This is a genomic window from Streptomyces pristinaespiralis (assembly GCF_001278075.1).
GTDB classification, from domain to species: domain Bacteria; phylum Actinomycetota; class Actinomycetes; order Streptomycetales; family Streptomycetaceae; genus Streptomyces; species Streptomyces pristinaespiralis.
In genome coordinates this window covers 3943419-3955480 of record NZ_CP011340.1, presented here as the reverse complement: position 1 = coordinate 3955480, position 12062 = coordinate 3943419, and the positions used below count along the sequence as shown (strand labels likewise).

Here is a 12062-nt window from a genome sequence, read left to right as displayed (position 1 = left end):
CGTCAAGGGCCGTATTTCCGTGGATGCCACTACGACGCAATGTCGTAGTTGGGGGGTTTGAGGCGACTTGGGAGCACGGGTTACCAATGTGGAGCCAGCCCGGTGCGAATGCGTCGGGTCCATTCATGCCCGGAGGTTCTCCCGTATGTCGAAGCGCACCATGATCCACCAGCTCCGCCCGTCCGTGCTCCGTACCCGTGGTGCTGTCGTGGCCGCCGGAATGGGTGCCGTGATGGTCGTCGGAGCCGGTGCGGGTGTCGCCTCCGCCGACGCGGGCAAGGCGGCCCAGCCGGCCGTCGTGGACGCCGCCGCTGCCGTCGCCGCCCAGGCCGACGCACAGGCGACCGCCGCGAAGGCGAAGGCCGCCAAGAAGACCGCCAAGAAGAAGCCCGCCAAGAAGGCCCCGGCGTGGGTCAAGCCGGTCACCAAGTACACGCTGACCGCGAGCTTCGCGCAGGGTGGCGCCATGTGGTCCGCCAAGCACTCCGGCCAGGACTTCGCCGTGCCGATCGGCACGCAGGTCAAGGCGGCCGGCGCCGGCGTCGTCGTCAAGGCGGGCCCGAACGGCGGCGGCGACGGCCCCGCCTACGGCAACGCCATCGTGATCAAGCACAACAACGGCAAGTACTCCCAGTACGCCCACCTGTCGAAGATCAACGTGAACGTCGGCGCGAAGGTGAAGACCGGCCAGAACATCGCCAAGTCCGGCAACACCGGTAACTCCTCCGGCCCGCACCTGCACTTCGAGATCCGCACCACGCCGAACTACGGCTCGGCGCTCAACCCGATGGCGTTCCTGCGCTCCGCCGGCGTCAACCTGTGACGCGTTCCTGAGCCGGCCCCGGCGCACGGCGCCGGGTGACTCCAAGGCCCCGCCCCTCTCCGGGCGGGGCCTTCGTGCGTCCGGAGCCGGCAGGACTCAGCCGCGGCGCCTCAGCCGGGGCCGCTTCAGCCTCTTCGGCCGTGCCGGCTCCCGGTCCTCCGCCGGTGTCAGCACCGGGAAGCTCCCGGTGTTCGTCGGCGCGTGCTCGGGCAGCCAGAGCACCGCGATCGCCCCTCCGGAGGCGCCCAGCGGCGTCGCACCCCCCGGCGCGGCGTTGCGGAACGTCAGCCGCGCCCCGAGCACCCGTGCCTGACCGGCCGCGATCGTGAGGCCCAGGCCGTGTCCCGTACCGGCACGGTCGCTGGCCCCTGTGCGGAACCGGCTCGGTCCCTCCCGCAGCACCGACTCCGGGAAACCGGGACCGTGGTCCCGCACCCGTACCACCCGGCCCTCGACGGTGACCTCGATCGGCCCCTTGCCGTACTTGGCCGCGTTGGTGAGCAGATTGCCCAGGATGCGCTCGAGACGCCGGGGGTCGGTGCTCACCCAGGAGTTGTGCACCACCCGGACCTCGGCCTCCGGATGGAACACGGCGACCCTGCGCCCGACGAATTCGCCGAGCTGGATCTCCTGGAGCTCGGCCCGCTCGGACGCGCTGTCGAGCCTGGCCACCTCCAGCACGTCCTCCACCAGCGTCCGCATGGCCTGCGCCCGGTCCCGCACGAGCTCGGTCGGGCGCCCGGGCGGCAGCAGCTCGGCCGCCGTGAGCAGCCCGGTGACCGGTGTGCGCAGCTCGTGCGCGATGTCCGCGGTGACCCGGCGCTCCGCCTCGATCCGCTCGTTGAGGGCGTCGGTGAGGGCGTCGACGGCCCGCGCCAGATCGTCTGTCTCGTCGCGCACGACGCCGCCGATGGCGTCCCGCACCCGGACCTCGTGATTGCCCTGGGCCACATGGCCCGCCGCCGCGGCCGCCTTGCGCAGCCGGCGCGAGAGCTGCCCGCCGATCAGGACGCCGAGCGCGGAACCGCCCAGCACGACGGAGACGGAACCGATGATCAGTGCCCGGTCCAGATCCTGCATGATCACGGCGCTGCGCCCGGCGAACTCGGTGTGCAGCGAGAGCACGTCACCGCCCGCCAGGGGCACGGCGGCCCAGATCTCCGGCGTGCCGTCGTGGCCCTCGTCGATGTACGAGCCGCGCCGCTTCTCCCGCATCAGCCGCTGGAGCTCGTCCGGCAGCGCGGGATCGTTGATCTTGCTGTTGAAGCGCGGGTCCTTGTTCTTGGACGTCTCGTACCAGCGCTGCGCGAGCAGGACCCGGTCCATCTGGACGTCGCGGGCGTTGTCGAGCATGGAGACCCGGGCCGCGTTGTGCACGACGAGGCTGAGCGCCATGGCGATCAGCGCGCCGACCGCCGCGATCGCGATGCTGATCTTCCAGCGGACGCCGGTGCGCAGGACGAGACGCCTCATGCGGTGGGACTCTCCTCGGCGAAAGGTGCTTCGGCCCTCATACGGCGGGCCTCATCCCTTGAGCTTGTAGCCGAAGCCGCGGACCGTCTCGATCCGGTCCTGGCCGATCTTGGTGCGCAGCCGCTGGACATGGACGTCCACGACCCGGGTGTCGCCGCCCCAGCCGTAGTCCCAGACCCGGTCGAGCAGCTTGTCGCGCGAGAGCACGGTGCCGGGGGCGGACGAGAACTCCAGCAGCAGCCGCATCTCGGTCGGCGTCAGCGACACCGGTTCACCCGCCCTGCGCACCTCCATGCCGTCGGTGTCGACCTCGAGGTCGCCGAAGGTCAGCGCGCCGCCCTGCTCCTGCCGTCCCGCGGGGCCGCCGTCGCCCGCCGCGCCGCCCGCGTGGCCGAAGCGGCGCAGCACGGCACGGATACGGGCCACGAGCACGGCGCCGTCGAAGGGCTTGGTGACGTAGTCGTCCGCACCGGCCTCCAGGCCGAGGACCACGTCGATCGAGTCGGCACGCGCCGAGAGCATGATCACGGGGACCGTCGACTCGTCGCGGATGCGCCGGCACAGGCTCACCCCGTCGAGGCCGGGCACCATCACGTCCAGCAGCGCGATGTCGGGCCGGTCCGCCCGGAACGCCTCGAGGCCGAGCAGCCCGTCGGGCACAGCGGTGACCGCGAAGCCGTCGCGCTCCAAGGCGAGCTGCGTGGCCTCGCGGATGACATCGTCGTCCTCGACGAACAGGACATGGGTCTCGGCCATCCGGCGCCCTCTCAGTTCTCTCAGTTGCCGCTCGGCGCGGGCGCCTCCGAGGCGACCACCTCGCCCTCGCCGACCGCCCTGCTGAATTCGTTGCGCACCCAGAACTCCCGGGTGAACTTGCCCGCCGACCAGCGGTAGGTGCTCACTTCCTCGCCGGACGGCTCCGCCACCGGGTCGTCCTTGGCGTACACCTGCTTGGTCACCACCAGGTCGCCCCGGTCGACGGCCGCGTAGACCGCGGGCTCCTCGACGGAGAAGACGTTCTCGTAGGTCTTTCCGGTCTCCCGGTACACATACGTGCCCATACCGACGGCGTCACCGCAGGTGAGCACGTTGACGATGACGTCCGGCGTGTCATTTCCGGTGAGTACCGCGTACGAGGTGTCGACCGGGTACGAGTCCTTCGCGCACGGCCGCAGATCCGCCTTGACCCGGGGACTGACCTTCGGGTCGGCCATCAGCAGCTTGACCGCGTCCACCGACTCCGTGAAATGGCCCGCGTCACCGGCGGACGGCACCGGAGCGGCCCTGCTCGCTGCCTCCGACGGCGCCGCGCCCTCGTCCTCCACCCCCGTGCCCCCGGTGGAACAGCCGGCCACGAACAGCGCCGCGGCGACGAGCCCGGCCGTCGCCGTGCCGCTCGCCGCCATGGTCCTGCTGCTGCCCTTGCCTCTCAGGCCGCGCACCGCTCCCGCTCCCGTCCGTCATGCCGATCGGCACGCCGCGCCTCGTACCGCTCCAGGGTGCGGGCGTCCAGCTCCCGCGTCTCGAGCTCCTGGCGGAGCCGGGCCAGCGCCCGGTGCAGCGTGCTCTTCACCGTACCGGCCGACATTCCGAGCGCGGCGGCGGTCTCCTCGGTGCTCATCTGCTCCCAGTGCCGCAGCACCACGACGCTGCGCTGCTTCGGCGCCAGCACCTTGAGCACGTCCATCAGCAGCGCGCGGTCCGCGCGCTGCTCGCTGCCGTCCTCGACGCTCGCGTCGGGCAGCTGCTCGGTGGGGACCTCCTCGAGCTTGCGGGCCCGCCACCACTCGGTACGCGTATTGATCATCACGCGGCGAAGGTACGCGTCGGCGAGCGACTTGTCCGCGATTCCGTCCCACCGGCCGTAGGTGCGCACGAGCGCGGTCTGGAGGAGGTCCTGTGCGTCGACCGGGTCGGGGACGAGACGGCGGGCGCTGCGCAGCAGCGCCTCCTGCCGTGTGCGTACGTACTCCTCGAATTCGAGCACCTCGCCGTGCGCCATTCCAACCGCCTCCGTCCCCGTGACCAAGCTCTGCGTGCTTGCCGTTCCCGTGTTTCTCCTGCGTCACAGAAGCTACGGAAGCGTTGTCACGGCACTGTGCGGAGCAGCCGTCGGAGGGCGCACGGCCATCCATCGGTTGTGTAACAGCGGATGTTTCAGGTGTGGGGTGAGCGGGGTATAGGGCTCGGCCCTGTGCCTCCTCAGGTCAGCGGGAGGCGGTAGTAACCGTTCTCCAGCGGCTCGACCAGTCCGTCGGCGACCAGCCCGTCCAGGGCACGGCCCCGCTGCATCGGCTCGTGCCATACCGCGTCCAGCGCCGACTGGGGCACCGGTGTCACGGCCTCACGCAGCACGGCGAGCAGCTTGCCGCGGACCTGCCGGTCCGTGCCGGCGTACGTCTGGCCGCGGCGTGCGGGACCCGCGTGCGCCGGCTTGCCCGCCAGCCGCCAGGCACACTGCTCCGCGATCGGGCAGCGCGCGCAGTCCTCGTTCTTGGCGGTGCACACCAGCGCGCCCAGCTCCATCGAGGCCGCCGCCCAGCGTGCCGCGGTCCGCTCCTCCTCGGGAAGCAGCATGCGGGCCAGCTTGCGCTCGGCCGCCGTCGTCGCGTTCGGCGGGTACTGGATGCCGGTCGCGGCGCGGGCGAACACCCGGCGGACGTTGGTGTCCAGGACCGCGTGGCGCTGCCCGTACGCGAAGGAGGCCACGGCCGCCGCCGTGTACTCGCCGATCCCCGGCAGCGCGAGCAGCTGCGCGTGATCGGTCGGGACCTCGCCGCCGTGCCGCTCCGTTATCGCCTGCGCGGCACCGTGCAGGCGCAGGGCCCGCCTGGGGTAGCCGAGCCGACCCCAGGCACGGACGGCTTCACCGGGGGCCTCCTTGGCCAGGTCGGCGGGGCGCGGCCAGCGGGCCAGCCACTGCTCGTACACGGGCAGGACCCGGTTCACCGGGGTCTGCTGCAGCATGAACTCGCTCACCATCACGCCCCATGCGCCTGCCTCGGGGCGACGCCAGGGCAGGTCACGGGCGTGCTGGTCGAACCAGGCGATGACGGGGGTGTGGAGCGAGGCGGGGTCGACGGCTTCGGGCGTCTGGGTTTCGTGAGTGACAGTCATGGCACACCGATCCTGGCACGTCCGCCGGTGTGCACGCCGCAAACACGGGCTCCGGCAAGCCCACGGGGCGTGTCCGCCGCCGTCCGCGTGGTAGGGCGGCCCGACAGGCTCCGGGCGTCGCAGCGTGGCGCCCGGGCGGCCGGTGGCGGCCCGGGCCCCGGGGGCCGTGGTTCTCCCGCTCGGCAGGCGGGGCCCCTCCCCACGGGGCGGAGGAGCCCTCGAAAGTGTCAGGCGCGGGGCTCGTACGCCTGCGGCTCTGGCGCCGGCGCCGGTGCCGGTGCCTCGCCGGCACCGGTGAACCAGACCACCAGCGGTGTACGGCTCATCCGCATCGTGCCCAGCAGCGCCGCCGCCGGACGGACCAGCACCAGGGTGAACACCGCCGCGACGAGCGCCCCGACCGTCAGCCCCACGAGCACGTCGTGCGGGTAGTGCACACCGACGAAGACCCGGGAGAACGCCATCAGCAGCGCCATGGGCACCGTGAGCAGCGCGATCCGTGGCCACGCGAGCGCCAGGGCGGCGGCCGCCGCGCCCGCGATCGCCGCGTGGTTGCTGGGGAACGACCAGTCGCCGGTCGGCGGGCAGGGCACCAGCGCCGCCGCCGCGTCCGCGACCGTGCGGCAGGGGCGTTCCTCGTCCACGACCGACTTCAGGGACTCGCTGACGACATAGCCTGCGGCCGTCGCGAGCGGTGCGAGTACCGCGAGGGCGACGGCACGGCTGTCGCCCGCCCGCGACCGCCACCACGCCACCAGGAACAGCACTCCGAAGAGCAACAGCCCTGCCTCCGTCCAGAGTTCGGCGAGGTGCTGCACCCAGGAAGGCGTCGTGTGGGCGAAGTCGATGATGTCCCGGTAGAGATCGCGGGTGATGCTGCTGTCCATGGTCAGGGACCTTACTTTCCCCGCGGTGCCCGCCACCCACGGCGATCGGCCGGGGCCACCCCCGACGAAAGTAACGGCCGTGCGGGAGAGGCTCCGTGATGATGATCGGCAGAGTTCGGAAGTATGGCGGCGGGTGGGGCGGGAGTTGGGCCGGATCTCTCGTAGAGTTTGGGCCGTGGGATCTCTGCGCAATCCGATCGGGCCGCTCCCCTCCTCCATCTACTGGCGACGGAGGGCCGTAGCGGCGTCGCTGGTTGCGCTCATCGCCGTACTGATCGTCTGGGCGGTCGGTTCGTCGGGAGACGGCGGGGGAGACGACGGCAAGGGCGCAGGGGGTACGTCCCCCGCTCCCTCGATCACGCCGGGGCCCGACCAGTCGGGCCCCGCGATCAGCGAACAGCCGGGCGGGCGCGACGAGTCGGACGCGGGCGCGGACAACGGCGGCAACGGTTCCGGCGGTTCGGGCGGCTCCAGCGGCCCCGGTGACTCGTCGGGCGGTGGCTCCGGCGGAGCGACGGACGGCGCGACCGGCGGCTCGGCGGACGGCGGCGCGGGCGGCACCGGTGGTGCAGCCGGCGGCGGTTCGGCCGGCCGCCCCGTACCGGCGGGCTCGACACTCCCCAACTGCGCGCCCGGCGCACTGAAGTTGACGCTGCGCAGCGCGAAGGTCGCCTACGAGCCGGGGGAGAAACCGTCGTTCCGGCTCGTCGTCTCCAACTCCTCAGCGACGACGTGCAAGGCCGACTTCGGCCCGAAGGCCGCCGTGTTCACCGTCACCGACGCAGAGGACGAGTCCGTGTGGTCCACCAAGGACTGCCCGAGCCCGGCCGGGAGCCGACTGCTCCAGGTCCCGGCGAACTCCACGATCACGCACACGGTGGAGTGGGACCGCAAGCGGAGCGCGCCGAACTGCGCGACCCCGCCGGCGGGCGCCGTGGGACCGGGCACCTACCTGGTGGAGGCGACGTTCCCGGGCGCGACGGTGCTGCCGGCCTCGTTCCGTCTCGACAAGGTCTGAGCCCGGGGCGCTCCGGGCTGCTCGGGCCGAACGACCCCGCACGTGCTGGCCGACGACCCCGCACGTGCCGGTCGAACGACCCTGCGCGTACCGGTCGAGGACCGATGCTCAGACGTTCCGGTCGAGGACCAAGAGCTCAGACGTGCCCGTCGGGGCCGAGGTCTCAGACGTGCCCGCCGAGGATCGGGGACTCAGACGTACCGCTCGAGGATCGAGGACTCCGCGAGCCGCGACAGGCCCTCCCGCACGCTGCGGGCCCGCGCCTCGCCGACGCCGTCCACCGCCTGGAGGTCGTCCACGCTCGCCGCGAGCAGCTTCTGGAGCCCGCCGAAGTGCTCGACGAGCCGCTCGATGATCGCGCCCGGCAGCCGCGGAACCTTCGCCAGCAGCCGGTAACCGCGCGGCGAGACCGCCGAGTCGAGCGTCTCCGGCGAACCGCTGTAGCCGAGCGCCCTCGCCACGGTGGGCAGTTCGAGCAGCTCGCCGTGGCTGAGCGCGTCGAGCTCCGCGAGCGCCTCCTCCACGGTGCGTGAGCGCTTGGCCGTCGGCTCGGGCACGTAGTCGCGCACGACCAGTTCGCGCTCCGGCTCGACGCCCGCGATCAACTCGTCGAGCTGAAGGGCCAGCAGACGGCCGTCGGTGCCCAGCTCGACCACGTACTCCGCGATCTCCGTCGCGATCCGGCGCACCATCTCAAGGCGCTGCGCGACCGCGGTGACGTCGCGGACCGTGACCAGGTCCTCGATCTCGAGGGCCGACAGGGTGCCCGCGACCTCGTCGAGGCGGAGCTTGTAGCGCTCGAGGGTGGCCAGTGCCTGGTTGGCGCGGGACAGGATCGCCGCCGACTCCTCCAGGACCCGGCGCTCGCCGTCCACGTACAGCGCGATCAGGCGCATCGACTGCGACACGGACACGACCGGGAAGCCGCACTGACGTGAGACCCGGTCCGCGGTGCGGTGCCGGGTGCCCGTCTCCTCCGTGGGGATCGAGGCGTCGGGGACCAGCTGCACACCGGCCCGGTGGATCTTGGAGATGTCCTTGTCGAGGATGAGCGCGCCGTCCAGCTTGCACAGCTCGCGCAACCTGGTGGCGGTGAATTCCACGTCCAGCACGAAACCGCCGGTGCACATCGACTCGACGGTCTTGTCCATGCCGAGAACGATCAGGCCTCCGGTGTTTCCCCGGAGGATGCGCTCCAGTCCGTCGCGCAGGGCGGTGCCCGGTGCGACGGCGCTCAGGGCGGCGCGGATCAGCGCTTCGTTGCCGGAGCCTCCGCCGGACTTTCCGGGTGCTGATGCCCCGTCCTTGGCTGCCACTGCACTCCTCCGGCTCGTACGGGTGGGCGAGACCAGGGCAAAGTCTACCGGCGAGCTTCCGCCTCCCGTGGGGCCTCCGCCCGCTCTCTGCGCGAGCCGCCGCCGGAGGCCCCCTGACGGCCCTTCGGCAGCACCCTCAGGGCGTCCCCCATGTTGGCCACTTCGGTGACCTTCATACCGGGCGGGACCTTGCCCGGATCGGAGGGGACGAGGGCGTGCGTGAAGCCCAGACGGTGGGCCTCAGCCAGCCTGCGCTGGACGCCCGTGACCCTCCTCACCTCGCCCGCGAGGCCGACCTCGCCGATCGCGACCAGGTTCTTCGGCAGGGGGACGTCGCTGGCAGCGGAGGCCAGCGCGAGCGCGATCGCCAGGTCCGCCGCCGGCTCCGAGAGTTTCACCCCGCCGACCGTGGCGCTGTAGATGTCGCGCTTGCCGAGGGCGGTGATCCGGCCGCGCTGCTCGAGCACCGCCAGCATCATCGACACGCGTGAGGTCTCCAGACCGGACGTGGTGCGCCGCGGGGACGGGATCTGGGAGTCGACGGTGAGCGCCTGCACCTCGGCGACCAGGGGGCGGCGCCCCTCCAGGGTCACCGTCAGGCAGGTGCCGGGGACCGGCTCGTCGCGGCGGGTGAGGAACAGTCCGGACGGGTCCGCGAGACCGGTGATGCCCTCGTCGTGCAGCTCGAAGCAGCCGACCTCGTCGGTCGCTCCGTAGCGGTTCTTCACGCCTCTGACCAGGCGCAGCCGGGCGTGCCGGTCGCCTTCGAAGGAGAGCACCACGTCCACCAGGTGCTCGAGCAGCCGGGGACCGGCGATGGCGCCGTCCTTGGTGACGTGGCCGACGAGCAGCGTCGACATGCCGCGCTCCTTGGAGGCGCGGATGAGCGCGCCGGCGACCTCCCTGACCTGGGCCATGCCGCCGGGGGCCCCGTCGATCTCGGGGGACGCCACGGTCTGGACCGAGTCCAGGACCAGCAGTGAGGGCTTGACCGCGTCCAGGTGGCCGAGCACGGCCGAGAGGTCGGTCTCGGCGGCGAGGTAGAGGTGGTCGTGCAGCGCCTTGATGCGGTCGGCGCGCAGCCGCACCTGGCTCGCGGACTCCTCGCCGGTGACGTAGAGCGTGCGGTGCTCGTCGCTCGCCGCCTTCGCGGCGACGTCGAGCAGCAGCGTCGACTTGCCGACGCCGGGTTCGCCCGCGAGGAGCACGACGGCGCCGGGCACCAGGCCTCCGCCGAGCACCCGGTCGAGCTCGTCGACGCCGGTGGAGCGGGCGGTCGCCTGCCGGCCGTCGACCTGGCCGATGGGCAGGGCGGCCGTGGACACACGGCCGGCGGCGGTGGTGCGGACGGCGGGTGCGCCGTACTCCTCGACCGTGCCCCACGCCTGGCATTCGGGGCAGCGGCCGAGCCACTTGACGGTCGTCCAGCCGCACTCGGTGCAGCGGTAGGACGGCCGGTCCTTCGCGGTCTTCGTACGGGCAGCCATGCGCACACCGTAACCGGGGCCACCGACAGCGCATTGACTCGACCGAAAGGGGGATGGCATTCGGCCCTGATTTCACTATCGCTGTCCCCCTTCGAGCGAACTGTTCACCCGTAGGGGTTAAAAGTGCTCAAGGGGTGCGAACAGGCCCCGGTCCTGCCCCTACGGTCACGGAGTGACGAGCAGCAGGCTGGAATCCCCTACCCACACCACCGGCGCACACCGGGCGCACCGACGCGCCCCCCGTATGTCGCCCGGGCGGCCGCCCGCACGTTACGAGCCGTACCTGGACGGCCTGTTCACCTACTGCCTGTCCGTGCTCTGCGACCACGACGCGGCCACGGAGGTCCTCGGTGACGTACTCGCCATCGCCGAACGCCAGCAGGGCCGCTGCCCCGGCGACACGGCCGAGCGGAAGGCCTGGTTGTACGCGCTCGCACGGTGGGCCTGCCTGCGCCGGCTGACCGAGCAGCGGCGCAGGCGCCAGGGCGCGCACACCGGGCGGCCCGCCGCCCCGGAGGAACGCGAGGCCTCGACGAGTCCGGGGACCGCGGAGCGCCGGCGCGCCGAACTCGCGCTGCTGGCCTGGCCGGAGGCCGCCGGCACCACACCCGAGCAGCGCGAGGCACTCGAACTCGCCGTCCGGCACGGGCTCTCCGCCGGCCAGGTCGCCTCCGTCCTCGGGACGGAGCCCGCCGCGACGCGCGATCTCCTCGCCGCCGCGGCCTGCGAGGTCGAGCGGACCCGCGCCGCGCTCGCCGTCGTGGAGACGGGCGACTGCCCCGCGGTCGGCCGTCTCACCGGCGACAACCGCGTGCTGCTCTCCGCGGCGCTGCGCCAGGAACTCGTACGGCACGTCGACGACTGTCCGCGCTGCCGGCGGGCCGCCGAGCGCGCAGGGGCGGGGGGACCCTGGCCAGGCTCCGCCGTCGCACCCGCCGCGCTGCCGCTGGTCGAGGCACCGCGGGCGGCCGCCTACATGGCGATGCTGCACGTGCCGAGGGCGCGGGCGGGCGGGCCCCGGTTCGGGCCCGGCGGCTTCCCGCTGGACCCGAAGGACCATGCCGCCCGGCGGGACCGGCTGCGCGCGCGGGCGGTGACGACGACCGTCGTGGCCACCGTCGTGGCTGCTCCGGTGCTCGCCCTGTGGGCGGCGTACCGGGGGGCGCCGCTGACGGGGGAGGCCCGCGGTCCCGCGGCCAGCGCGGACGAGCGGGCGGGCGGCTCGGCCGCCGACCCGTACGACCACTACGAGAACGCGGGCAACGCGAGCACGACGCCGGACCCGAGGTTCACCGCGAACCGCCGCTCGCCCGACGTCTCGGTCGAGGTCGTCAGCGCGGAAGGGGTCATGCCGCCGTCCGCCCCCGGCCGGGTGGGACCGGGGCGGATCACCGTCGAGGCGGAGCCGGCCGGTGACCACACCCGCATCACGCTCACGGCGTCCGGCGGATCGCCGGTCGGCTGGTCGGCGTGGACGGATGCGTCCTGGCTCCACCTGACCCGCTCGTCCGGCACGCTGGACCCCGGCGAAACGATCACCCTGTACGTGATCGTCGACCGTTCGCGGGAGCCGGCCGGGCCGTGGCGGGCACGGGTGGGCATCGATCCGTCCGGGGTGGTCGTCACGATCCGCGGCCACGGTGACGCGTCGAGGCCGCCGGTGCCGGCGGACCCGGACCCGACCACGCCGTCGAGCCCTCCGCCGTCGAGCCCGCCCCCCTCGTCGCCGGACCCGGACCCCACCCCGCCGTCGAGTCCGCCGCCCTCCGATCCGCCGTCGTCGCCCGCTCCGGACCCGACCCCCTCCAATCCCCCGACGGGGCCGCCCACGGAGCCGGCGACACCGCCGCCGGCGAACTGACGGCGCTGCGCCACCTCTGTCCGGAACGCGGCCACCCGGCCTGTGCCCCTGTGGCCGGGCGGCCACTTCCGGACCGCGCG

The 12062-nt window shown here is 72.9% G+C and carries 11 protein-coding genes; 3 read left to right on the top strand and 8 right to left on the bottom strand.

What is annotated here, in order from left to right; translation table 11 throughout:
- The first annotated feature begins 145 nt into the window (after positions 1 to 145).
- Positions 146 to 823 (top strand): M23 family metallopeptidase, encoded by a 678-nt coding sequence (locus SPRI_RS16675; RefSeq protein ID WP_053557055.1) that lies wholly within the window; start codon positions 146 to 148, stop codon positions 821 to 823.
- Between the two features lie 96 nt (positions 824 to 919).
- On the opposite strand, the gene cseC is transcribed toward SPRI_RS16675, so the two are convergent.
- The 6 genes from cseC to SPRI_RS16645 all read right to left on the bottom strand — a co-directional run bounded on the left by cseC (position 920) and on the right by SPRI_RS16645 (position 6300).
- Positions 920 to 2296, bottom strand: a complete 1377-nt coding sequence (gene cseC, locus SPRI_RS16670) for a two-component system sensor histidine kinase CseC (protein WP_005314103.1) — start codon at positions 2294 to 2296, stop codon at positions 920 to 922.
- A 51-nt stretch (positions 2297 to 2347) separates the two neighbouring features.
- A complete protein-coding gene (cseB, locus tag SPRI_RS16665) occupies positions 2348 to 3052 on the bottom strand; it encodes a two-component system response regulator CseB (RefSeq protein WP_005314102.1) in 705 nt (234 codons plus the stop codon).
- A gap of 20 nt (positions 3053 to 3072) precedes the next feature.
- A complete protein-coding gene (locus SPRI_RS16660) occupies positions 3073 to 3738 on the bottom strand; it encodes a hypothetical protein (RefSeq protein WP_005314101.1) in 666 nt (221 codons plus the stop codon).
- Positions 3726 to 4298 carry a SigE family RNA polymerase sigma factor gene (locus SPRI_RS16655; RefSeq protein ID WP_005314100.1) on the bottom strand — a complete coding sequence of 191 codons (573 nt, stop codon included), beginning with the start codon at positions 4296 to 4298 and terminating at the stop codon, positions 3726 to 3728. The genes SPRI_RS16660 and SPRI_RS16655 overlap by 13 nt, the downstream gene beginning before the upstream one ends.
- Positions 4299 to 4498: 200 nt before the next feature.
- A complete protein-coding gene (locus SPRI_RS16650) occupies positions 4499 to 5413 on the bottom strand; it encodes an HhH-GPD family protein (RefSeq protein ID WP_005314099.1) in 915 nt (304 codons plus the stop codon).
- A 227-nt stretch (positions 5414 to 5640) separates the two neighbouring features.
- A complete protein-coding gene (locus SPRI_RS16645) occupies positions 5641 to 6300 on the bottom strand; it encodes a phosphatase PAP2 family protein (RefSeq protein ID WP_005314098.1) in 660 nt (219 codons plus the stop codon).
- A gap of 175 nt (positions 6301 to 6475) precedes the next feature.
- Between SPRI_RS16645 and SPRI_RS16640 the strand changes: the two genes are divergently transcribed.
- On the top strand, positions 6476 to 7318 hold the full coding sequence (locus SPRI_RS16640; protein WP_053557054.1) for a hypothetical protein: 843 nt from the start codon (positions 6476 to 6478) through the stop codon (positions 7316 to 7318).
- Positions 7319 to 7509: 191 nt separating this feature from the next.
- Here SPRI_RS16640 and disA read toward each other — a convergent pair whose 3' ends face one another.
- Positions 7510 to 8634: a DNA integrity scanning diadenylate cyclase DisA gene (gene disA / locus SPRI_RS16635; RefSeq protein ID WP_005314096.1), complete on the bottom strand. Its 1125-nt coding sequence runs from the start codon at positions 8632 to 8634 to the stop codon at positions 7510 to 7512.
- A gap of 44 nt (positions 8635 to 8678) precedes the next feature.
- On the bottom strand, positions 8679 to 10121 hold the full coding sequence (radA, locus tag SPRI_RS16630; RefSeq protein ID WP_005314095.1) for a DNA repair protein RadA: 1443 nt from the start codon (positions 10119 to 10121) through the stop codon (positions 8679 to 8681).
- Between the two features lie 172 nt (positions 10122 to 10293).
- On the opposite strand from radA, the gene SPRI_RS16625 reads away from it, so the two are divergent.
- On the top strand, positions 10294 to 11982 hold the full coding sequence (locus tag SPRI_RS16625) for a BACON domain-containing protein (RefSeq protein WP_053557053.1): 1689 nt from the start codon (positions 10294 to 10296) through the stop codon (positions 11980 to 11982).
- Positions 11983 to 12062 lie beyond the last annotated feature (80 nt).

Bases quoted from the DNA above. Each gene is read 5' to 3' on its own strand.
- cseC (WP_005314103.1), bottom strand. From the start codon at position 2,296: ATGAGGCGTCTCGTCCTGCGCACCGGCGTCCGCTGGAAGATCAGCATC.
- SPRI_RS16655 (WP_005314100.1), bottom strand. From the start codon at position 4,298: ATGGCGCACGGCGAGGTGCTCGAATTCGAGGAGTACGTACGCACACGG.
- cseB (WP_005314102.1), bottom strand. From the start codon at position 3,052: ATGGCCGAGACCCATGTCCTGTTCGTCGAGGACGACGATGTCATCCGC.
- radA (WP_005314095.1), bottom strand. From the start codon at position 10,121: ATGGCTGCCCGTACGAAGACCGCGAAGGACCGGCCGTCCTACCGCTGC.
- SPRI_RS16675 (WP_053557055.1), top strand. From the start codon at position 146: ATGTCGAAGCGCACCATGATCCACCAGCTCCGCCCGTCCGTGCTCCGT.
- SPRI_RS16645 (WP_005314098.1), bottom strand. From the start codon at position 6,300: ATGGACAGCAGCATCACCCGCGATCTCTACCGGGACATCATCGACTTC.
- SPRI_RS16650 (WP_005314099.1), bottom strand. From the start codon at position 5,413: ATGACTGTCACTCACGAAACCCAGACGCCCGAAGCCGTCGACCCCGCC.